Source organism: Streptomyces cupreus, assembly GCF_014257025.1.
Lineage (GTDB): Bacteria > Actinomycetota > Actinomycetes > Streptomycetales > Streptomycetaceae > Streptomyces > Streptomyces cupreus.
In genome coordinates this window covers 103,178-124,622 of record NZ_JACMSF010000006.1, presented here as the reverse complement: position 1 = coordinate 124,622, position 21,445 = coordinate 103,178, and the positions used below count along the sequence as shown (strand labels likewise).

Annotated in this window: 17 protein-coding genes; 2 read left to right on the top strand and 15 right to left on the bottom strand. The window is 73.3% G+C overall.

What is annotated here, in order from left to right; translation table 11 throughout:
• Positions 1-4: 4 nt before the first annotated feature.
• From H4N64_RS08025 to H4N64_RS08005, 5 genes are all read right to left on the bottom strand, one after another.
• The gene (locus tag H4N64_RS08025) at positions 5-1,663 is read right to left on the bottom strand and encodes a VMAP-C domain-containing protein (protein WP_186281414.1); all 1,659 of its coding nucleotides are present in this window, start codon (positions 1,661-1,663) and stop codon (positions 5-7) included.
• A complete protein-coding gene (locus H4N64_RS08020) occupies positions 1,660-2,010 on the bottom strand; it encodes a CU044_2847 family protein (RefSeq protein ID WP_186281517.1) in 351 nt (116 codons plus the stop codon). Before H4N64_RS08020 ends, H4N64_RS08025 begins: the two co-directional genes overlap by 4 nt.
• 96 nt (positions 2,011-2,106) lie before the next feature.
• Positions 2,107-3,438, bottom strand: a complete 1,332-nt coding sequence (locus H4N64_RS08015) for a carboxyl transferase domain-containing protein (RefSeq protein ID WP_186281413.1) — start codon at positions 3,436-3,438, stop codon at positions 2,107-2,109.
• On the bottom strand, positions 3,431-4,876 hold the full coding sequence (locus H4N64_RS08010) for an AMP-binding protein (RefSeq protein ID WP_186281412.1): 1,446 nt from the start codon (positions 4,874-4,876) through the stop codon (positions 3,431-3,433). Before H4N64_RS08010 ends, H4N64_RS08015 begins: the two co-directional genes overlap by 8 nt.
• Positions 4,877-5,014: 138 nt before the next feature.
• Complete coding sequence (locus H4N64_RS08005; protein ID WP_186281411.1) at positions 5,015-6,061, bottom strand: MerR family transcriptional regulator; 1,047 nt, start codon at positions 6,059-6,061, stop codon at positions 5,015-5,017.
• A 108-nt stretch (positions 6,062-6,169) separates the two neighbouring features.
• Between H4N64_RS08005 and H4N64_RS08000 the strand changes: the two genes are divergently transcribed.
• Both H4N64_RS08000 and H4N64_RS07995 read left to right on the top strand, forming a co-directional pair.
• Complete coding sequence (locus H4N64_RS08000) at positions 6,170-7,051, top strand: ATP-grasp domain-containing protein (RefSeq protein ID WP_186281410.1); 882 nt, start codon at positions 6,170-6,172, stop codon at positions 7,049-7,051.
• A gap of 68 nt (positions 7,052-7,119) precedes the next feature.
• The gene (locus H4N64_RS07995; RefSeq protein WP_336246659.1) at positions 7,120-9,420 is read left to right on the top strand and encodes an ATP-binding protein; all 2,301 of its coding nucleotides are present in this window, start codon (positions 7,120-7,122) and stop codon (positions 9,418-9,420) included.
• Between the two features lie 16 nt (positions 9,421-9,436).
• Here H4N64_RS07995 and H4N64_RS07990 read toward each other — a convergent pair whose 3' ends face one another.
• The 10 genes from H4N64_RS07990 to H4N64_RS07945 all read right to left on the bottom strand — a co-directional run bounded on the left by H4N64_RS07990 (position 9,437) and on the right by H4N64_RS07945 (position 21,260).
• Positions 9,437-10,249: an MEDS domain-containing protein gene (locus H4N64_RS07990; RefSeq protein ID WP_186281409.1), complete on the bottom strand. Its 813-nt coding sequence runs from the start codon at positions 10,247-10,249 to the stop codon at positions 9,437-9,439.
• 86 nt (positions 10,250-10,335) lie between these two features.
• The gene (locus H4N64_RS07985) at positions 10,336-10,956 is read right to left on the bottom strand and encodes a hypothetical protein (protein ID WP_336246658.1); all 621 of its coding nucleotides are present in this window, start codon (positions 10,954-10,956) and stop codon (positions 10,336-10,338) included.
• Positions 10,943-11,749 carry an FkbM family methyltransferase gene (locus H4N64_RS07980; protein ID WP_186281407.1) on the bottom strand — a complete coding sequence of 269 codons (807 nt, stop codon included), beginning with the start codon at positions 11,747-11,749 and terminating at the stop codon, positions 10,943-10,945. The genes H4N64_RS07985 and H4N64_RS07980 overlap by 14 nt, the downstream gene beginning before the upstream one ends.
• A complete protein-coding gene (locus tag H4N64_RS07975; protein ID WP_186281406.1) occupies positions 11,746-11,973 on the bottom strand; it encodes a Trm112 family protein in 228 nt (75 codons plus the stop codon). Before H4N64_RS07975 ends, H4N64_RS07980 begins: the two co-directional genes overlap by 4 nt.
• Positions 11,970-12,890 carry a hypothetical protein gene (locus H4N64_RS07970; RefSeq protein ID WP_186281515.1) on the bottom strand — a complete coding sequence of 307 codons (921 nt, stop codon included), beginning with the start codon at positions 12,888-12,890 and terminating at the stop codon, positions 11,970-11,972. The genes H4N64_RS07975 and H4N64_RS07970 overlap by 4 nt, the downstream gene beginning before the upstream one ends.
• Positions 12,891-12,918: 28 nt before the next feature.
• A complete protein-coding gene (locus H4N64_RS07965) occupies positions 12,919-13,662 on the bottom strand; it encodes a methyltransferase domain-containing protein (protein WP_186281405.1) in 744 nt (247 codons plus the stop codon).
• Complete coding sequence (locus H4N64_RS07960; protein WP_186281404.1) at positions 13,659-15,104, bottom strand: condensation protein; 1,446 nt, start codon at positions 15,102-15,104, stop codon at positions 13,659-13,661. The genes H4N64_RS07965 and H4N64_RS07960 overlap by 4 nt, the downstream gene beginning before the upstream one ends.
• Complete coding sequence (locus H4N64_RS07955) at positions 15,101-19,381, bottom strand: alpha-(1->3)-arabinofuranosyltransferase domain-containing protein (protein WP_186281403.1); 4,281 nt, start codon at positions 19,379-19,381, stop codon at positions 15,101-15,103. Before H4N64_RS07955 ends, H4N64_RS07960 begins: the two co-directional genes overlap by 4 nt.
• Positions 19,378-20,112: a class I SAM-dependent methyltransferase gene (locus H4N64_RS07950; protein ID WP_186281402.1), complete on the bottom strand. Its 735-nt coding sequence runs from the start codon at positions 20,110-20,112 to the stop codon at positions 19,378-19,380. Before H4N64_RS07950 ends, H4N64_RS07955 begins: the two co-directional genes overlap by 4 nt.
• Positions 20,109-21,260 (bottom strand): glycosyltransferase family 4 protein, encoded by a 1,152-nt coding sequence (locus H4N64_RS07945; RefSeq protein WP_186281401.1) that lies wholly within the window; start codon positions 21,258-21,260, stop codon positions 20,109-20,111. The genes H4N64_RS07950 and H4N64_RS07945 overlap by 4 nt, the downstream gene beginning before the upstream one ends.
• Positions 21,261-21,445: the final 185 nt, after the last annotated feature.

The following is a 21,445-nucleotide window of genomic DNA, read 5'->3' as shown; positions in this document are numbered from 1 at the left end:
CGCATCAGCGGACGGGGGAGTGCAGGCTGGCGGCGGGCTGGGGGAAGCAGCGCGGGTCGTCCCACAGCAGTTGTACGTCCTTGGCCCAGTGCCGGTCGGGGTCGTCGTCCGCCTCGGCGGTCTCCCGTAACTCCATGACACGGCGGGGCAGTTCGGCGGGCGGTACGCCGGTGACCGTGGCGGTGAGCTCGTCGAGGAAGGCGGTGCCGGAGCAGGGTCCTTCGTGGACGGGGTCGGCGCAGCCGGTGCGCGGCCACAGCAGCACCGGGACCGGGGTGTTCAGGCCCGCCTCGAAATGCGGCCGGGCGACGGTGGGCGGGTAGGAGAAGCCGGCCAGGTCCGCGTCGTCGTCGCGCAGCCGCTTGCGCAGGCTCGGCGGGCGCTCCCGGCCACCGCAGTCGACGCGGTGCAGCCGGGCCGCCGTACAGGCATCCAACTTCTGCCATTTCTTGGCCAGTTGGTGCCTCAGGCGTCCGCTGCGGTACCGGGAGCGGTCCACCACGACCAGCGGATGCGCGCAGCCCAGCGGGGTGGAGTCCTCGGGCCCGCACTCCCAGTGCGCCACCGGTTCGTTCAGCCACTCGCGCGGCAGCACGAACGTCACCAGCTCCTCGGCGCCCGGCGCGAGCTGGTCGAAGGCCTCGTCGACCCGCCGCTGGACGTACTCCCGTACGTCGGTGCGCGGCAGCCGCGTGGAGTCCACGCGCCGGCGGTGCCCGTCCCGGTAGGCGGACACCTCCACGGTGACCTGGTCGGCGCCGACGCCACTGTGCTCGATCTCGACGAGGATCGGCGACCAGACAGGCGCGGCGGCCGCAGGGGCGGGCGGGGTGTCGAGCAGCTCGCGCAGCCGGTCGGCGAACCGCGTCACCGCCTCCGTGCCCGGCACCTCCCACTGCACATACCCGGCCGCCGCGCCCAGCGAGGCGAAGCCGCCCTCCGGCAGCGGCGGCCCGAACGGCCCCACGGCGTCGACGTACAGCCGGTCGGGGGCACAGTCGAGGCCCTCGGCGACCGCCCTTCGCACCAGCGCGTACAGCCGCCGTACCGCCTCCGGGCGGTGGTCGGAGGCGGGGATCAGCTCGCACAGCTCGGGCCAGTAGCGGACCAGCACCTGCGTCGGCAGCATCCGGCCGACCCGCACGTCCCGCCCACCCGCGACGGTCGACACCATCCCCACCACCCGGCCGTCCGCGAGCGTTGCCGCCGCCCCGCTGAACCCCGGTGCCAGCGGCTGCCCGTGCGCGGTGAGCGCCTCCAACTGCGCCCACTCGTCCGAGATCAGCGGCCCGGGCAGTGCCCGATAGGAGGCGAGCATGCCCTCGTCGTACCCCTTGGGGAAGCCGTAGGCGATCAGCTCGGAGTGGTCCTGCTCAAGGCCGGGTGACGCGAACTCGGCCGGGACCAGGGGCACTTCGCGGTCGAGTTCGAGTACGGCGAGGTCGCCCGGGTCGGTGGGCCCGCCCTGCCAGCCGCCGTGCACGGCCACGGTGGCCGGTATCCCGGACAGCTCACGGCGGCCCGGGAAGCTCACCACGACCGGCGCCACCTCGCGCCGCCGCACCACATGGGCGCAGGTGAGCACATGGCGGCCGGAGACCAGGAAGCCCGCGCCGACCTCGGAGCCGCACTCGACGCGGGCGTGCCAGGCAGTCCCGCTCATGACCGCTCGGCTGCCTCCGGGGCGGGCCCGGACTGCCCCGGTGACCAGCTCAGCTTGACCAGCAGATGGCCCTCCACGGCCCCCTTGGCGATGACCGCCCCGGACTCCGCGGAGAGCTTCACCCCGAATTCCAGCTCCACCGAGTCGGGCCGCAGCGAGCCGTCCCGGAAGACCCGCAGCGCGGACTCGGCCGCCGCCCGCACTCCCTCCAGCGCCCCCTCGAAGGTGCGTGTCGCCCGGGCCGGACCGTCCTCGCGCGTGACCAGCCGGGCGCCGGACTCGTCCTCGACGCCCTCCACGACCACCACGGCGCCGTCCTCGGTCTTGAACTCCATCAGCCCGTCCATGGCGCCGCTCGCTCCCCCGTTTTCCCTGCCGTCGATGAACTCCATTGTTACGGACGGTGCTCGGAATGTCGCCGTTTCCGTGCGAAGAGGCCCTGCTCAGGTCGGCGCGATGCCCCGGATCACCCCCAGCTCCACCAAATCCTGCGGCCGGATGCGGAGTTGGTCCGCCGTCGCCTCCACCTCCTCGGCCGGCCGCTTCAGGATGGCCGCCGCGAGCTCCGGGGCGATCACCGAGAAGTAACTGTCCGGTGTGGCCCAGGTGTTGCCCGGCGCGGCCAGCGCCAGCGCCCCGCCGGAACCGCCCTCGCCGATCACCAACGTCGTCACCGGCGTCCGAGCCGCGGCCACCGCCGAGAACAGATCCGCGATGGCCGCCCCCGCGCCCTGCCGCTCGGCCTCCGCGTCATTGGCGGCGCCCGGGGTGTCCACCAGCGTCAGCGCCGGAATGCCGAGCCGGTCCGCGAGCCGTATCAGCCGGGCGGCCGTGCGGTACCCGGCGGGCCGGGTCGCCGTCCCCGTCTGCGCCGCGTAGGCGACCGTACGGCCCTCGTGCTCACCGAAGCCGCACAGCATGCCGTCCGGGTCGGTGCCACCCGCGCGGTCGCCGCCGATGGCGAGGCGATGGGTGAAGTAGGCGTCCAAGTAGGCCATGGCGCGCGGACGTTCGGCCGAGCGGGCCCGCCGTACCGCGTCCCAGCCCGTCGCCGGCAGCTCCGGGGAGCCGAGCGCGGTGGGCACCGGCGCCGGGGCCTGCGAGGTCGCGGTCAGCAGCCGCAGCCACCGGCCCAGCGTCGAGCGCAGCTCCTCCGGTGCCACGAGTGCGTCGGCCGCCCCCACCGCCACCTGCGCCTCCGCCGTATAGGCCGCCGGGTCCGCGTCCACGGGCCGCACCCGTGACCCCGCGAAGCCGACCTGTACGCCGGGCAGCGCCAGCACCACATCGGCGCCCGCGCCCAGCGTGGCCCAGCCGCCGCCGGTCGTCGGGTCCCGCAGGACCGCGATCTGCGCAAGCCCCGCCTCCCGCGTCAGCACCGACTGCCGGGCCACACGCTGGAGTTGGGTCAGCGCAAGCATGCCCTCCTGCATCCGGCTGCCGCCCGTGGCGATCAACGGCACGACCGGGAGCCGGTACCTACGGGCATGCCCATAGGCCGCCTCCAGCCGGTCCCCGGTGCGTTCGCCGAGCGAGCCGCCGAGGAAGCCGAACTCGAACGCGATCAGCACCGCCCGGGTGCCCTCGACGAGCCCGGTGCCACAGACCACGGACTCCTCCTCGCCGGTGCGTTCGGCGGCTCGCAGCCGGGAGGCGTCGTAACCCCGCCAGCGGAGCGGGCCGTCGGGCGCGGAGTCCCGTTCCGGGTAAGGAAGTTCGACGAAGTCGTCGGTGACGAGAGCGAGGAACTCCCGCGCGATGAGCCGGTCAGCCACGGCTCAGCGCCCGCTTCATGATCTTCCCCATGTCGTTGCGGGGCAGGGCGTCCAGATGGTGCACGACCCGGGGCCGCTTGTGCGGGGCGAGCCGGCGGGCCACATGATCGGCCAACTCCTCGACGGTGGGCGGCGCCGCCGGGTCGGCCGGAACCACCCACGCCACGATCCGCTCACCCAGATCGGCATCCGGCTCCCCGGTCACCGCCGCCTCCCGCACGGCCGGATGCTCCAGCAGCGCGTTCTCGATCTCACCCGCCCCGATCTTGTAACCCCCGCTCTTGATCAGGTCGGTGGCCTTGCGGCCCACGATCCGGACGTACCCGTCGGGATCGCGCACCGCCATGTCCCCGGTACGGAACCAGCCGTCCGCCGTGAACGCCTCCGCCGTGGCATCGGGCCGGTTCAGATACTCGGTGAACAGATTCGGCCCGCGCACCTGGATCTCGCCCACCGTCTCACCGTCGTACGCCGTGATCGGCTCCCCGTCCTCCTCCACCAGTCGCAGCTCCACGCCCGGCAGCGGCACACCGACCGTCCCCGGGCGGGCCTCGCCGTCCGCGCGGATGCTGGTGTTCATCAGCGTCTCGGTCATGCCGTACCGCTCGATCACCCGCCGCCCGGTCGCCGCCGCGATCCGCTCGTGGTCGTGCACGGGCAGCGCGGCCGAACCCGACACCAGCAGCCGCGCCTTGCCCAAGGCCTGTGCGAGAGACGGGTCCTCGGGGAGCGCCTGGGCGATGCGGTGGTACATCGTCGGCACGCCGAAGAGCATGGTCGCGCCGCCGTCCAGCTCGCGCGCGACGCCCTCCGGGCTGAACCGGCCGAGGTGACGCACGGAGCCACCGCGCCGCAGCGGGCCGAGGATGCCGAGGACCAGCCCGTGCACATGGAACAGCGGCAGGCCGTGCACGAGGACGTCGTCGCCGGTCCACTGCCAGGCGTCGGCGAGGGCGTCCAGCGTGTGGGCGAGGGCCCGGCGGGGGAGGACGGCGCCCTTGGGCGGTCCGGTGGTGCCGGAGGTGTAGACGACGAGGGCGGGATCCTCGTCGGCGGCCTGCCGGGCGAGATGGGTGCCGGTCGCTCGTACGTCGACGTCGACGCGCTCCAAGTCGTCGAGCGCCGCAGGGAGTTCATCGCCGGGTGCGGCGAGCACGAGGCTCGGCGCGCTGTCGGACAGGATGTGCCCGAGCTCCTTCTCCCCCGACTTCGGGTTGAGCGGCACGGCGGCGATCCCCGCCTCCAGCGCCGCGACCACCGCCACGGCGGTCTCCAGCGCCGGGGTCGCCCACACCGCGACCCGGCCGCGCCCCGCGACCCGATCCACCAGGGCACCGGTCGCGGCGGCGAGCTCGGCATACGTCAGAGACCGCTCGCCGAACCGCAGCGCGATCCGGTCGGGCGGGCCGTCGGCCAGGGCCGGGAAGAGAGTGGACACGCGTCGTATCTCCTTAGCTGTCGCCTCCGTCGTCCACCACGATGCCCCCCTCGCCCTGCTGAGGGCGGCAGATTCCGGCCCGTCGGTCGTTGTTGTGCCGCTTCTCACCGACGTTTCCCGATGTTCGGTCCGCGGATATCAGTCCCCCCTCTCCACCACATCCGCCACCACACAGCTGACGTTGTCCGGGCCGCCCGCCTCGTTCGCCGCGGTGATCAGGGACCGGACCGCGGTGTCCGGGTCGGGGGGCGTGGTGAGGATGTCGCGGATGCGGGCGTCGGGGACCACCGTGGACAGGCCGTCGGAGCAGAGCAGGTAGCGGTCGCCCGGCACGGCGTCCTGGAGGCGGAGATCCGGGGGCTCCGTCGCCGTCGGGGACAGGGCCTTCAGCAGCAGCGCGCGCTGCGGGTGGGTCAGGGCCTCCTCGGGTGTCAGACGGCCCTCGTCCATCAGGGACTGGACCACCGTGTGGTCGTGGGTGATGCGGAACAGGCCGCCGTCGCGCAGCAGATACGCCCGCGAGTCGCCGATGTGGACCAGGGCCAGCCGGGAGCCCGTCCACAGCAGGGCCGTCAGGGTCGTACCGGCGTCCTGAGTCATCCCGTGCGCGGCCTCCTGGAGCGCCTCCTCCAGGAGGTTCAGCACGTTCCCGGCGGAGAGGTCCGTCGTCTCCAGACGGCGCAGTGCAGCCACCGCCGCATTGCTCGCCGGGCCGCCCTCGGGGCCGTAGCCGTCGGCCACCGCGAGCAGCCGAGTGCCCGCGTACGCCGTGTCCTGGTTGGCCGGGCGGACCAGGCCGCGGTCCGAGTGGGCCGAGTGTCGCAGTTCCAGCATCGTGGTGTCCTTCCGTGATGTCGTCGTCAGCTGGTCGATCAGGAATTCCGCCAGGTCACGCCGTACGGCCGTCTCCGCCTCCACACCCGCCCAGTACGCCCGGATCTCCCGCGCCGCCTCCTCGGGGGCCAGCGCGCACACCTCCCGGATGCGGGCCAGCGGCAGGCCGATGCGGCGCAGCCAGGCCACCAGGCGGGCCCGCTCCAGTTGGGCGAGCGCGTAGTGGCGGTAGCCCGTCTCCGGGTCCACGCGCGCGGGGCGCAGCAGATCGAGTTCGTCGTACAGGCGCAGGGCCTTGGGCGACAGACGGCACGCCCGTGCGAAGGCGCCGATCGTCAGCATGTCCTCCATGGCGTCGATGCTGGGGCCTCACCGTGGGGGAGGGTCAATTCGGTTGTCGCGGTCGCGGGACGTGCGGTTAGCCTGCGAGCGGTCCGCCCTACGACTCTGGAGCCCGCCGTGTCCCGAATAGCCCTGGTCACCTACGACCCCCGGCCCGAGCCCAGCCACGACCGTGACCTGCCCGTGCTGCGGGAGGCGCTGGCCGGTGCCGGGGCCGGGGCGGACGTCGTGTACTGGGACGACGACGGTGTCGACTGGGGCGCGTACGATCTCGCGCTGATCCGGTCGACCTGGGACTACAGCTGGCGCACCGCCGAGTTCCTGGCGTGGGTCGAGCGCTGCGGCAAGGTGACGCGGCTCGCGAATCCGCCCGCCGTCGTGCGGTGGAACACCGACAAGCGGTATCTCGGGGACCTCGCCGAGGCGGACGTGCCCGTCGTGCCGACGCGGTACATCGCGCCGGGGGCCGCCGCGGACCTCCCCGACGATCACGAGTACGTGGTCAAGCCCACCTCCGGCGCCGGCGCGCGCTACGCCGCCCGCTACACGCCCGACCAGCACGAGACGGCCGTACGACACCTTGCGCGGATGCACGAGGAGGGGTTCACGGCGATGGTGCAGCCCTATGTGCGCAGTATCGATGCCCGGGGTGAGCGGGCGCTGCAGTTCTTCGGCGGGCGGTTGCTGCACGCCAGCCGCAAGCAGGCCGTTCTGGCGCCCGGTACGGCCTTCGACGCGGACAAGGTCGCGCACCCGGGTCTGGAGCCGTGGACGCCGACGGCGGGCGAACTCGCTGTCGCCGAGCGCGCGCTGGCCGCCGTACCGGATGCGGACGGGCTGCTGTACGCGCGCGTGGATCTCGTCGACGGGGAGGACGGGGAGCCGCGGGTGATGGAGCTGGAGCTGGTCGAGCCGAATCTGTTCCTGTATCTGCATCCGGGGTCGACGGGGCGGGTGGTGGAGGCGGTGTTGGCGCTGGCAAGGGCCGGTCACCCCTAGGGGCGGGAAATCCGGGAACCCGCCATGGGCGTCCCGATCTTCTGCCTACTCTGCGGGAAAGAGCAGACGTGCGTGACCATGGCAGAGGGCGTGACCGGATCGTGGGCGGATCCCATACGTGGCGCACCTCCGGCTTCCCCGTGGAGCTGACCAGCTTCGTGGGGCGACGGGACGAGTCGGCGGACGTCAGACGGCTGTTGACCGAGGGTCGGCTGGTGACGCTGACCGGGCCCGGCGGGGTCGGGAAGACCCGGCTGGCGTCGCATGTGGCGAAGCAGATCGCGCGTACCTTCCCTGACGGGGTGTGGCTGGTGCCGCTGGCCGCGCTGGGTGACGAGGCGTTCGTCCCGCATGCCGTGGCCGACGCGCTGGAGGTGGGCAACGAGGCCGGGCGGCCGCCGCTGGACGTCCTCGTGGAACATCTTCAGGGCCGCAGTCTGCTGCTCGTTCTCGACAACTGCGAGCATGTGCTGCGCAGTTGTGCCATCCTCGCCCAGACCCTGCTCGCCGCCACCGAGGGCGTACGGGTCCTGGCGACCAGCCGGCACCGGCTCGGGCTCGTCGGTGAGCGGCTCTACCCGGTGCCGCCGCTGCCCGCACCCGGGCCGGAGGAGCTGGGCGCCTCGGCCGCCGAACACTCCCCCGCGCTACGGCTGTTCGCGGACCGGGCGGCGGCCGTGGTGCCCGGGTTCACGGTCGACGAGGGCAACCAGCACGCGGTGGCCCGGCTGTGCCGTCGGCTCGACGGGCTGCCGCTGGCCATCGAGCTGGCGGCGGTGCGGGTGCGCGCGCTGGGCGTGGACCAGCTCGTCGAACGGCTCGACGACCGCTATCAGTTGCTCACCGGCGGCAGCCCGGCCGCGGCGCCCCGGCATCGCACGCTGCGCTCGGCCGTCGACTGGAGCCATGAACTGTGCACGCCCCAGGAGCAGTTGGTGTGGGCGTGGTTATCGGTGTTCGTCGGCCGCTTCGACCTGGCCGCCGCGGAAGCCGTGTGCGGAGGGGAGGGGCTGGGCGCCACGGATGTGCTGGACGCGGTCGCCGGGCTCGTCGACAAGTCGGTGCTCCTGCGCGAGGAGCGCGGCGGCCAGGTGCGGTACCGGCTGCTGGTCTCCCTGCGCCACTACGGCCTGGAAAAGCTGGAGGACATCGGCGAGGTGACCGTCACCAGGCGCCGGCACCGCGACTACTTCGCCCGGCTGGCCGCCGCGTACGAGCGGGACTGGTTCGGTCCTGACCAGGTCGCCGTCACCGACCGGCTGCGGCTGGACCAGGACGACCTCCGGGCCGCGCTGGACTTCTGTCTCACCACCCCGGGCGAGGCCCAGCACGGGCTGCGGATGGCCGCGACGCTGTGGTTCCACTGGGTGGCGGGCGGCGCCTGGGGCGAGGGCCGGCACTGGCTGGACCGCGCGCTGCGGGCCGGGGCACGCCCCGACGCGACCCTGACCCGGGCCATGTGGGCGGGCGCCCTGATGTCGCTCGTGCACACCCGCTCCGCCGCCGTCCTCACCGGCGCCGACCCGCCGCACAGCGCCCCGGCCGCCGACGCGGAACTCCCCGTACCGGCCCCGCCCCTGTTACCGGCCGACGCCTTCGGCACCGGCCGGGCGGCCACCACCGCCCTCGGCTTCGTCGTCCTCACCCGCGTCGAACTCGCCTGCACCCTGGTCAGCCGGGGCCGGGCCCACGAGGCGACAGCCCTGTGCGCCGAGGCCGTCGCCGTCTGCGAGGCGCACGGCGAACAGTGGGCGCGCGCCTGGGCGCTGCGCACACTGGGCCTCGCGCACTGGTCGCTGGGCGAGTACGACCGGGCCGCCGAGCACGCGCGCGCGTGCCTGCGACTGCCGTACACCGGACACCGGCGCCAGAGCCTCGCCCGCACCCTCGACCTGCTCGCCGCGGCGGAGGCCTTCGCCGGGCACGCCGAGCGGGCCGCGGTGCTGCGGGGGGCCGTGGACCGGATCTGGCACGACATCGGCGGCGATCCGACGCAGGCGAAAGGGGCGGGACGGCTGTACGCGGCCGAGCGCCATGCGCGGCGGGCGCTCGGGGACCAGGGCTACGAACGGGCCCACCGGCGCGGCGGCGCGCTGTCCCGCAACGACGTCGTCGCCTACGCGCTGGGGGAGCTACGGCGGCCGACGACCGCCTCGGCCGCCGCGCCGGACACCCGCCCGCTCACCCGACGGGAGGCCGAGGTGGCGGCGCTGGTCGCCCAGGGCCTGACCAACCGGCAGATCGGCGAGGCGCTGGTCATCTCGCAGCGGACGGCGGAGGGGCATGTCGAGCGGATCCTGGTGAAGCTGGGGTTCAGCAGGCGCAGCCAGCTGGCAGCGTGGTTCACGGCTCGGGCGGGCGGGGCCTGAACGAGGGGGCGCCCCCTCACTCCTCCTCCGTCACCTCCAGCACCAACTGCCGCACCTCGTCCGCCCCGAGCTGCCGCAGGACCAGCGCCAGGAGTTCCCCGCAGCGGACGGTGACCTCGCTGCCGGGTGGGAGTGACCCGGCGAGGGTGAGGAGTTGCCAGGCGCAGTGGGCCTCCATGAAGCACAGGTCGCGCAGGTCGAGGGTGATGTGGGTGGGGTCTTCGGTGTTCTGGCGGGACAGGGCCTCGCGGAGGGTTTCGACGAAGTCCGTGCGGGGGGCCGTCACATGGAGGGGGTGGATCCGGGCCATGTCGTCCAGCAGGGTTCTGCCGAAGCGCCGGCGGTCGTACCAGCAGATCGCGGTGAACAGCGGGTCCGCGAAGAGGGGGGCCACCGAGGCCTCGTAGTCCCGCAGGCGTTCGTCCTCGACGCCCGCCTTCGGGGCCCAGCTCATGTCCGCCGCCACCCGCAGCCCGGCCCAGCCCTCCTCGCGGGCGCGTTCGACCTCGGCCCGGCACGCCTCGATCGTGCGCTCCTTCTGGAAGCGGCCGTTCGGGAGGTACATCTGCGGGGTGCGTTTCAGGGACAACTGGCCGTCCGCCCGGGCCTGTGTGGCTGCGGCGCCGGCGCGGTCCAGGAGGGCGATCACCTCGTCGTCCTGGAGATCGTCCGGGTCCATGACCAGCAGGACCTTCTCCCGGCGGGCGAGGCTGGTGCGGGTGTAGGCCGTGAACACCGCCCAGTAGGACTCGGTCCCACTCGCCTCCATACAGGCGTGGTCGCCCAGTCGCAGCCGCTCGACGGGCACGGTCCGCTCGGGAAGCTCCATGCCGCGACAGTAGGCACGGGCGGACGACGAGCCTCCCGGATGATCGACGATGTTCGGTTGGGGGGTGGGTCACGGACGGGGTGACGTCAGGGGCGATCAGTTGTGTTCGTATCCATGTGGTGATCGACCGCCGGGTCCACCGCCACCCGTTGCAGCAGCCCCCAGGTGAACTCCGCCACGCACGCGTGCCGTACGCCGCCGGCGTCCGGGGCCGTGAACGCCAGGCCCCAGCGTGTGGGTGCCGAGCCCTCCAGTGGGCGGGCGGGGGCGAAGGCTCGGGCTGCCTCGTCGACCGTGCAGGACCAGGGGGTCAGGTCGTCCAGGGTGCGCAGGGGCGGGGGCTCGGCGCCGGGGGCCCGGACCAGCCATTCGTTCCAGACGGCGCCGTTCGGGGCCAGCAGGACCTCGAAGCGCAGGGTGGGCCAGAGCGGGACCGGCCACAGCCAGGCCTCGCACTCCAGGTCGCCCACCTTTCGCGGCACCACCGACTCGGGCTTGCCGAGGACCGAGCGGTACCGGGAGGCGGCCGCGCGGGAGCGGGGGGAGCGGACCATCGCCTGCCACTTCTTGTTCGCCTCCCGCATGTCGGTGATCGAGACGCCCAGTTCATGGCGGGCGTCCTCCACCAGGTCCGGGTTGTGGTCGGCCATACGGCGCAGCAGGACGAGCTGGAAGTGGAGCGGGCCGAAAGGGCTAGTGGACGGCATGGGATCCATGGTCGCGCACGGGTCCGCCGGGGCGGCGGCCGTCCGGGAGGAACAGGACCGAGTTGACGTACCGCGGGCCGCCGCCGGGCAGCACACGGCGCAGCAGGCCCCGGGAGACGACATGCTCGGCCTGCGCCTGGTGGGCCTGGAGCGGGAAGCCGGCCAGCGGGACCCAGCTGTCGCCGGGCAGCACCCAGCCGGCGTAGCGCAGGAGGGAGAGGTAGGTGACGACCGGGGCGATCGGCTGGATACGGCACTCCAGTTCCACGAACAGGGCCGGCCGGTCACGGGCCAGGATGCCGGTCGCACCGCGCAGGACCGCCAGTTCGCTGCCGTCCACGTCGATCTTGATGAAGCCGACGTCCCGCAGCCCGAGTTCGTCGATCGTGACGCAGCCGACGTCCAGGGCCTGGCCGTGGATGTCCCGGCGGACCAGGGAGGACACCCCCCGGTCGCCCGCGTCGCCGGACGGCAGCCACAGGCGGGCGGTGCCGGGGCGGTCGGAGGCGGCGGCCTGGATCACCCGGACGTTCGGCGGCGCGCCGGAGGCGAGGAGCCGGGCGAGGCGGGGGACCGGCTCGACGGTCACCACCTGGCGGGCTCGCCTGGACAGCCGCCGTGTCCACGGGCCGTACCAGCCGCCGACGTCCACTGCCGTGCCGCAGGACGGCGGGCAGAGCTCGGCGAGCCGGGCCAGCTCGGGTTCGAAACGGGGGTAGACCGCCCGGGCGGTCGCGGCGACGAGCCGGACCGGCAGGAAGGGGGCCAGACGGGCCGCGAGGGTCGTGGTCATGGCACCATCCGTTTGAGGAGCGCCTCGTGCTCGTCGTCGCCGACCTGCTCCCCTGAGGACGGCAGCAGTTGCGGGATGCCGTCGATGATCGGGTAGCGGCGGCGCAGTCTCGGGTTGTAGAGCGCCTCGCCCGGATCGGCGGGGCCGTCCGGCGGGAGCAGATGCAGCGGGCCCTTGTCGAGCGGACAGGCCAGGATCTGCAGCAGCGGGTCGTCGGGGTTCATGGTGGGGTCAACTCCTTGGCGGCCATGGGGGGTTGAGTGCGCACCGGCTGGTCGTGCCGGGGCATGGACAGCAGTACGGCGACGGCGAGCGCGATGCCCGCGAGGCGCAGCGCGAGCCGCAGTGGGTCCTCCGGCAGCGCCTCGCCGAACGAGAGCGTGCCGAGCACCGCCGTGTAGAGGCAGGTCACGGTCGTGCACACCGGAACGATCAGCGAGGCCCGGCAGCGCTGGAGCGCGGCCTGCGACATCACCAGGCCGAACGCGCCGGTGAACAGCAGCAGATACGGATACGGCGAGCGCAGCAGACCGAGCAGCGCGCCGCCGAGCCCGTCGTCCGTCAGATGGCTCGACACCCCCTTGATGGCCAGCGAGCTGACCCCGTACAGCAGGCCCACCGCCACGCCGTACTCCACGCCGGTGGTCGGCAGCCGGTGCCGGTGCCGGGCGCGCCGCTCGGCGGAGTTGTACAGCCACACGCCACCGGCCAGCGACGGCACGCACACCAGCAGGATCAGCGGATACGGCGCCTCCTGGCCGACCGTCTCCCCTCCATCGGGGCCTTCGCGCAGCGACAGCACGACCATCAGCAGGGCGGCGAGGATCGCGGCGAGCGCGTACCGCTCCCGGCCGCTGGTCTCCTCGCCGAGCAGGCGGGCGGAGAGCAGGACGAGCAGGACCAGACCGGAGACGAACAGGCCCTGGGCGGCGGCGATCGGCAGGGTGCGGTAGACGGCGAGCTGCGCGGCGAACCCGGCGGCGAGCGCGAGGGAACCGCCGATCCACAGCGGGCTGCCCAGCACCAGCCGCAGCAGTCGGGCGGGTTGACGGATCGTCACCTCGGGCAGGGCGGCCAGCGCGCGCTTCTCCAGGACGAATCCGGTGCTGTACAGGACGTTCGCCAACAGGGCCGCGGCCACTCCCCACCACATGGTCTGCGTCCCCTTCCTAGGTCTTGCGCGCGGGTGTCTTCTGGGCGTGCAGCAGGAGGATCGAGGAGAGCGGTGGTCTGGAGCAGGCGAGGCGGTCGAGCGGGCGCAGCGGTCGCGGTACGCCGTGGAAGGGGGCGCCCGCAAGGCGTACGACCTCGAAGCCGGAGGCGGCGACGAACTCCCGCAGGGCGCGGGCGGTGTAGAGGCGGAGATGGCCCACGACCTCCTTGCCGGGACGGCCGTGGATCGCGCGCAGGCTGACCTCGGAGAAGACGGGCTGGATGCCCGCGAGGAGCAGCGCGCGGTTGTACCAGGCGGCCAGGTTCGGGGTGGACAGCATCAGATGGCCGCCCGGGCGCAGGACGCGGCGGATCTCGTCGAGCGCGGCGTCCGGGTCCACCAGGTGCTCGAGCACCTCGCTGAACAGGACCGCGTCGGCGGACTCCGACCTGAACGGCAGGCCGCCGTCGGTGAGTTCGCCCCGGACGGGGCCGCAGGCGAGGCGGGTGCGGGCTCGACGCAGGGCGTCCTGGGACCAGTCGACGCCGATGATGCGGTGGCCGGGGAGGAGGGGGGCGGCCACGGCGGCCGCGGTGCCGTCGCCGCAGCCGATGTCCAGGATGGTGCCGGGGGGCGCGGTGCCGAGGGCTGCCGCGAGCATGCGGGCCTGGCGGAGGCTGCGGGGGGTGCCGGAGGAGACGGGGACGGCGGGGTCCTCGTAGAAGTCCCGTAGGTGCTTGGGGGGTGCGGTGGTGGTCACTGAGGGACCTCCGTGGTGTGCAGATAGTGCTCGAACAGGTCCCGCAGGTGGGCGCCGTCGCCGTGGCTGAGCAGGGCGCGGGACCAGCGGAGGGCCAGATGCAGACGGCCCGCGGTGGAGGCGGTGGTGACGGTGAGGCCGCGGGGCATCCTGGCGGGGGCCGAGAACCATACGGCGTGCGCGCGGCCGGCCTCCTCGCCGAAGTCCAGGGCGTACGGGATGCGGCCGATGTTGCTGAGCAGGATCGTCGACGTCCAGGGGGCGGCTGCTCTGCGCAGACCCCGGGTGAGGGCGGCGCGCCAGGCCACGGGGGTGACCGGGGCGGTGAGCAGGGCCGCGCCCCGGCCCAGTTGGGGGCGGGGGAGGGACTTCAGGGCGCGGGTTCTCGTCGCGGTGCGGCTCAGCAGGCCGGGCATGTCGGTGAGGCTCAACTCATCGGGGCTGAAGGGGACTTCGACGAGCCGGGTGCCGTTGCCGATGGGCATGGTCGTGTCCCGGGGGCGGTCGTCCACGGGCATCGTGATGCGCAGGGGGCGGGGTGGGGCGCCGTGCTCGCGGTTCCAGTGGGCGATGGTCAGGGCGGTGGTGACCATGAGCTGGTCGTTGACCGTGTAGGGGGATCCCTTGGGGCGGTGGGGGAGGGGGAGCTCGGTGACGAGCATGCCGTTGCCGGGGGAGGGTTCGGGGGTGCCGGGGGCCACGCGGGCTGGGCGGGACCAGTTGGAGGGGGTGTCGGTGGGCGGTTGGGGGGCTTCGGGTCGGCGGGTGGGGGGTGCGGCGGGGGAGTTGTCGCGTCCGCCGTAGAGCTCCGCGGCGGTGGCGAGTACGCGGAGGCAGGCAGGGCCGTCGAGGGCGGTGTGGTTGATGGTGAGGAACAGGACTGTGTGCTGGGGGGTGCTGTCGGGGGGCGGGGGTGCTTGACCGGGCCGGCGGGGTGCCGCAGCGGGCGCCGCCCCAGCGGCACGACTGCCCGCTGCGGCGGGGCCTGCGGAGCGGCTCGCGGTGGATACGGCGGATACGGCGTCCGTAGCCTCGCTCCCTTCAACCGGCCCCGCCCCCTCCACCACCTCCAGCCGAATCGGCGGCGACGCGGACAGTGGCGGTACCGCCGTCAGCGCTCGGGTCCGGGCGTCCCGGAGGGAGTCCCGCCCCGGGGCGGGGAAGCTGACGACCTCCACCTCCGGTTCCCCGGTCAGCTCCCACTCGTAGCGCCGCCGGTACCACCGCCCCGGCGCCTCCCGCATCAGGATCCGCGGATGGCGCCGCAGCGCCTCGACGAAAGCCGTGCGCAGGCGAGAAGGGTCCAGGCGCCCCGGCAGATGCACCTCGATGTGCACCGTCTCCGGCTCCTCCTCCTGAAGGCAGTGCCGGGCGACCTCGTCCACCACCGGGAACGGGATGCGCTCAGGCCTCCGATCGGCCCGATGGTCCACCGCCGTCATGTCGGCTCGCCCCTCCCCGTGGCGTCGGCGGGCTCCTGTGGCTTGCGGAACGCGACACGCCGGGTCGGCGGATCCGCCTCCGGTCCGGTGGCGTGCGGCGGCGACTGCGAGGGCGGCAGTACGGCAGTCGAACCGGGCCCGCCCGGTACCGCCGTCGCACCACCGGCCTCCTCCGCCTCCTCCTCCCGCTCCCGCACACTCACCAGCGCCGCGAACAACCCGATCAGCGCCAGCAGTTGAGCCGTATGACCAAACGCCCCCGTCGACTCCCGGACCGGCTCCCCGGCCCCGATCGCGGCCACGACCCCGGCCACCGCCAGCGCCAACAGCGCGACGGGGACCAGGAGTTCATGCCGCCGTCGGGCCAGTAGCGCCAGCGCCGGTACCAGCAGCGCGAACCAGCCCGCGATCACGGCCGCGACCAGCGTCAGCGCCACCGTGCCGAGCCACAGACCGGGCGGCGGCGGCAGCGGCTGCGGGTCATCGGGGTTCGGCTCGCGGCGCCGCCACAGTGCGAGGCCCACCAGGGCCGCGAGTCCCACCCCACTGCCGATCAGCCCGGCCTCGTACGTCACCGACGGTTCGTACGCCAGCTCCACCGTGCCGCCCTCCCCGGCCGGGATCCGCCAGCCCTGCTGCCAGCCGTCCAGGCGGACCGGGGTCAGCTCCTTGCCGTCGAGCTCGGCGCGCCAGCCGTCGTTGAAGTTCTCGTACATCGTCAGGTAGGCCGCCGCGCCGGAGCCGACGGTCAGCTCGCGGCGGTCGCCCAGCCAGTCCCGTACGCCCAACTCCCGCCCCGCGGCGGGGGAGTCGGGGACCGACCCGCGGGTCAGCGTCACCGCGGTCACGGTGAGCGGCCCGGCGTCCCCGGCCTCGACCCGGTGCGATCCGGACGGCAGCTCAAGTCCGGCCTCCGGGCACGGGGTCACGTCCACGGGACGGCGTTCCATGAGGTCCCGCACGGTCCCCCGCACGCTCGTCTCGTACAGCTCCCCGTCCACCGCCAGCACCGGGCCCTCCCCGCACGGCAGGGAGAAGGTCCGGCTGCTCTCCGGCTTCGGGGTGCGGTAGCGGTCGAGGGCCGGGATGTAGGCCTCCGTGAGGCCCACCGGGAGCTGCACGTCCTCGTCGGCGAACGGGTTGTACAGGGTCAGCGGTGCCGTCTCGGTGATCGTGATGTCGAGTCGGTCCGTGGTGATCGACGGGAAGCGGACGTTGCCGTTCTCGTCGACGCCCGCGATGACCGCGCCGTCCGGGGAGCTGATGTGGACCTCGGAGGGGCGGCTGGACAGGCCGCCGGCCGGGGGCAGGACGATCTCCCCCACGGGCTGCTTGCCCTCCCAGCTCAGATGGATGGTGGGCCGGTCGCCCGCGATCCAGGCCGTGGTCAGGTCGCCGTCGGTCAGGTTGCGGGCGGACAGGCCCGCGCCGAGCCGTGCCGTCGAGTCCGCCGTCGCCACGATCCGGTCCCGCTGCTCCGGCGCCACCTCGTACAGCAGCCGGTCCAGCGCCTCACCCGGCACCGGCACCGCGCTCGCGCTGATCTCGTACGTCCCCGCCGTCCCCGTCGAGAAGCGGCGGTGCAGCCCGGCCTCGGTGCCGGTCGCGGAGAGTCCCGTGGGGTCGGCCGGGCGGGACAGGGAGATGATCTCGGCGGTGGCGGAGGAGTCCTCGGCGTCCGTGGGCAGCCGGAGCAGACGTGTCACCTGGACGTCCGGCAGGCTGATCTCGGAGAAGCCCGCGCCGGTCAGGCCCGTGCGGCGCTCCACCGAGTCGACGATCGTCAGCTGCATCCAGTCCGTCGCCCCGGCCGGCGCCTTGATGCTCTGCCGCATGCCGTTGGGCTCCAGATAGCTGGTCCTGGTGCCCTTCTCGGTCTCCACCCGCACCCGCGTCGGCGCCGACCGCACGCCCTCCTGCGGCAGCGGCGTCACCTTGAACGCGGCCGGCATGTCGTACTCCTCGGAGAACCCGATCCGCAGCCACTCCCCGTCCGGCGAACCCAGGGACCCTTCGGTCCAGGCGGTGTCCGGGTTGCCGTCGAAGGCGTTCACCGGGTCGTACTGCGGCAGATGGAACAGCCAGCTGCCGTAGGAGGAGGCAGACACCGCGCGGGCACCGCGCAGTTCGGCGACCGTCTGATGGTCCAGGCCCTTGGCGGGCAGGATCTGGTGGGGTCGGTCGCCCGCGTCCTGGGCGGCGTCGGGCGCGTTGCGTTCGTCGCGGGTGTACGTGTACGACGTGTTGGCGTTGACCAGCCCGAACCGGGTGTCCGCGCGGCGCAGCCCGTCGCCGACCACCTGCACCGGCGGGGAGCCGAGCCCGGGGTGGTTGTCCCCGGTCAGCACGCTCGCCCGGCCGCGCAGCTCACCGGCGACCGGCAGCAGCGACTCGGGCCCGCCGGAGACCACGGCGGTGTCGGCGACCGGACTCAGCCCCGCCTGCCTGGGCCTCGGCACGTCCTGGGGCGGCTGGTAGATCTCCACGGCCCGCTGCCTCGGGTACAGGCCCTCCACCTGGAGCGGGGTGCCGGGGGCGATCACCCCGCCGGTCATGACGGGCCCGTAGCCCTTCACCCGCTGATAGCCGGACTGTTCGAGGGTGCGCTTGACGATCGTCGTCGGTACGTTGCCGACCTGATCCGGGTCGAGGTCGTTGCGGACGACGACGTAATAGATGCCCGCCCGGCTCAAGTAGTCGCCAAGGCCCGGGACTTCGGCGCCGCTGGTCAGCGCCTGCTGTACGGCGTCCATGGCGCGCCGGTTGCCGGGGGTGCCGAAGGGGACGTAGTCGCGTTGCGCCCAGCGGGAGTCGGCGACCACGTCGAGGGGCTGGTCGATGGGGGAGCCCCAGGTGTAGATGCCGTGCGCGGTCGCCGGGACGACCAGGACCCGCGCGTCCGGGGAGAACTCCGCCATCCAGTCCGCCGTCGCCGACCAGTAGTCGGGAATCTCCCTGAACGAACCCGGGTTCAGGATCGAGCCGTTGAGATACGGCCACATCAGACCCGGAAGCACGAGTACGGCCGCGATCAGCGGGACGAACCGCCGGCCCGGCACCGGACGGGCGCCGCGCGCCTGGGCCGCCACGCCGACCAGATGCGCCAGGCCCAGGACGAGGGCGAGGGCGAGTCCTGTCTGGAACTTGTAGATGTTGCGGAAGGGGACGAGGCCGCCGTCCAGCCAGTCCTGGACCACCCCGTGGAAGGGGGCGCCGAACGCTCCGCCGTACCCGGCGAGCAGGACCAGCGCCGTCGTGAGCACGGTCAGCACCAGCCAGCGCCGCTCGGGCATGTCCCGTCTGGCCAGGCCCGCGAGGCCGAGCCCGGCCGCGAGCGCCGAGCAGACGATCACCACCACCGAGGAGGCGACCGCCCAGCCGGCCGGCAGCCAGGCGTCCCCGAAGTGCAGATACGCCACCCAGTTCCCGGCCCCGCGCAGCGCCTCCGTCGCCGCCATGGTCTCGGTCGTGGTCACCGAACTCTCCACGTACGGAAGGAAGTTCTCGCCGTAGAAGCCGAGCAGCAGCAGCGGGATCCACCACCAGGCGGTCGCCAGGATCAGCCCCGGCACCCACCAGGCGATCAGCTTGCGCCGCCGCGGGCCCGGCGGGCGGGACAGCAGATACAGCCCGACCGGGAGCAGCGAGGCCAGTGTCGAGGCCGCGTTGACGCCGCCCATGAACGGGATGATCAGCGCCGAGCGCACGGCGGCGACCCGGGCGCTGCAGCGCTCGTCGGTCAGCGGCAGCAGCACCCACGGCAGGAACGCGCCGGGCAGCGCGGCCGCCGAGGTGGAGCCGACGACGATCGTGAACACCGGCCACAGCGCGTACGTCACGGCGGCGAGCAGCCGGGAGGCGCCGCTGCCCACGTGCAGCCGCTCGGCCAGCCGCAGGGCGCCCCAGAAGGCGACGGACACGATGAGCGACAGCCACAGCCGTTCCGCCAGCCACACCGGCAGCCGTATCAGATCGGCCAGCCAGTAGAACGGCAGCATCGGCCACAGATAGCCGGCGTACTGGTCGGAGATGCCGCCGAAACCGCCCTGGTCCTGCCAGAGCTGGCCCAGGTCGGACAGGAACCGGCCGGGGTCGACGGTCACCCCGAGCTTGGTATCGAAGGTCTGCCGCCCCGGGTGCACCGCGAGCAGGAGCACGAACACCACGGCCCAGAACCCCAGCAGCCAGCGCCGCGACCGCGGACCCTCCGGGGGGCCCGCCATGATCGCGGTGGTGGGGACGGCAGCCGGAGGAGGAGCCTGGACCGTGATCGTCATGGGGGACACCGCCGGAGGATGAGGAGGAGGTTCCAGGTGGCTATCTCACGGATGCCGGGCGCCTTGACGACGGTCTCCGCGAGAAAGGGCCAGTAGCGGGAGCGCGCCGAGACGACCGTGACGTCGTCGCGGGCGCGGACCTGCCGCAGGGTGGGCCCGATGTGCACGGCGAACAGGTTCTCGCCGAGGGTGTGCTTGGCGGGCCTGCCGGTACGGCGCCGGTAGCGGGCGCGGGCCCGCTCGGCACCCAGGTAGTGCCAGGGGGCCCATTCGTGCCCGCCCCACGGCGAAAGCCAGTTGGTGAACGACACATAGATCAGCCCGCCGGGCCGGGTCACCCGGATCAGCTCGCTGAGGAAGGTCTGCGGGTCGGCCACATGCTCCAGCACATTGGAGGAGAAGGTGACATCGGCGACCCGGTCGTACAGGGGGAGCAGATAGCCGTCGGCGATGACGCTTCCGTCGGGCGGTTTCTCGCCGAGCTCGGCCAGGTCCGGTTCGAAGAGGTACGCGTGCGCGCCGCGCCGCCGGAACTCCTCGGTGAAGTACCCGCTGCCCCCGCCGACATCGACGACCGTGCGTCCGGCGACGGGTCCGTCGTAGGCCTCGACCTGGTCCACGGCGTCCCGGGCGAGGAGGGAATAGCAGGCCTCGGGGTCCTCCTGCTCGCGCATGAACGCCCGGAAGAGCCCCAGGGACCGACGGAAGGAGGGGTCCTTCACCGGAGTCATGACACCCAACCCCGCACGGCCTCCGCCGCGACCACCCGGAACTGCTTCACCGTACGGTCCCACCGATACCCGGCCGCATGATCCCGCGCGGCCTTGCCCATCAGCTCCCGCCGATGCCCGGACAACGCCAAAGTGCACCAAGCCGCGGCGAACGAGGACTCACCGGAGGCGAGCAGTCCGGTCTCCCCGTCGATCACGGAGTCCCGAAGTCCGGCTACATCGAAGGCGATGGTCGGGGTCTCGCGAGCCGCGGCCTCGGTCACCACAAGACCCCACCCCTCCACCGCGGAGGGATGCAGCAGCAGCCAGGCCGCACACAGCAGCCGGTGCTTCTCGGCCTCGGTCACATGCCCGGTGAACTCCACACCGGCACCGGCGAGTTGTTCCAGCCGTGCCCGCTCGGGGCCGTCCCCCACGATGAGCAGCCGGCCGCCGGTGACCGGCCGCACCCGCTCCCACAACCGCAGGAGCAGATCGATCCGCTTGTACTCGACGAGCCGCCCCACCGCCACGAACAGCGGCTCGGAGGAGCGGTCCGCGCGCGGACCCGGCTCCTCCACACCGTTGTGGACGACCCGTATCCGCTCCCGCTGGACACCGATCGCCCGCAGCGCATGGGCGGTGGACGGGGACACCGCGACCAGCAGACTCCGCTGCTGGGCACCGGTCAGCGCCCAGTGCTCCAGTCTTCGCCCGATACGGGCGGCCGGGGCCAAAGGGCCCCCGAAGCGCATCCGCCACAGGTCGGTGTGGACATGGTTGACCAGGCACAGCGTGGGACCGCGGTGCCACAGGGGGGCCAGATACGGCACCCCGTTGCAGACCTCGACCAGCAGATCGGTCTCGCCGACCTGACGGGCGAAGGCGGAGCGGGCTCGCAGATAGTGGCTGTGGGTGCCGCCCGCGGAGACGACCCGGTAGTCGCGGTAGGCAGCGGGGCCGCCGCAGAGCAGGGTGACCTGGTGGCCGAGGCGGGTCAGTCCCTCGGCGAGGCGGTCGACGAGCAGTTCGGAGCCGCCGGCGGACCGGTTGCCGAGGTCTCGATGGGCGAGGAAAACGATTCGGCGCGGCTGTGGGGGAAGCGCCGGAGGGTGCTGCGGCACCGTGGGGAACGGGGCACGCAGCGAGGACGGCACGTGCTGGGGCATGGGTGCTCCAACATGTCTCGGGGTGCGGAACTCAGCGTGGGGGAAGAGTGCGCCGGTTGGTTACGGCTGTGGCGGGATGGGCGTTCCTGTGGGGGAACCGGGAGCTTCCTGGGTACGGGCCGTGGACGGGTTGTGCTCGGGTGGGGTGGACAGTTTTCGCCCAGCCGTTCGCCACGGCTACTCAC

Bases quoted from the DNA above. Each gene is read 5' to 3' on its own strand.
- H4N64_RS07955 (WP_186281403.1), bottom strand. From the start codon at position 19,381: ATGACGATCACGGTCCAGGCTCCTCCTCCGGCTGCCGTCCCCACCACC.
- H4N64_RS07960 (WP_186281404.1), bottom strand. From the start codon at position 15,104: ATGACGGCGGTGGACCATCGGGCCGATCGGAGGCCTGAGCGCATCCCG.
- H4N64_RS07990 (WP_186281409.1), bottom strand. From the start codon at position 10,249: ATGGAGCTTCCCGAGCGGACCGTGCCCGTCGAGCGGCTGCGACTGGGC.
- H4N64_RS07950 (WP_186281402.1), bottom strand. From the start codon at position 20,112: ATGACTCCGGTGAAGGACCCCTCCTTCCGTCGGTCCCTGGGGCTCTTC.
- H4N64_RS07980 (WP_186281407.1), bottom strand. From the start codon at position 11,749: ATGACCACGACCCTCGCGGCCCGTCTGGCCCCCTTCCTGCCGGTCCGG.
- H4N64_RS07985 (WP_336246658.1), bottom strand. From the start codon at position 10,956: ATGCCGTCCACTAGCCCTTTCGGCCCGCTCCACTTCCAGCTCGTCCTG.
- H4N64_RS08020 (WP_186281517.1), bottom strand. From the start codon at position 2,010: ATGGACGGGCTGATGGAGTTCAAGACCGAGGACGGCGCCGTGGTGGTC.
- H4N64_RS08025 (WP_186281414.1), bottom strand. From the start codon at position 1,663: ATGAGCGGGACTGCCTGGCACGCCCGCGTCGAGTGCGGCTCCGAGGTC.
- H4N64_RS07945 (WP_186281401.1), bottom strand. From the start codon at position 21,260: ATGCCCCAGCACGTGCCGTCCTCGCTGCGTGCCCCGTTCCCCACGGTG.
- H4N64_RS07975 (WP_186281406.1), bottom strand. From the start codon at position 11,973: ATGAACCCCGACGACCCGCTGCTGCAGATCCTGGCCTGTCCGCTCGAC.
- H4N64_RS08005 (WP_186281411.1), bottom strand. From the start codon at position 6,061: ATGGAGGACATGCTGACGATCGGCGCCTTCGCACGGGCGTGCCGTCTG.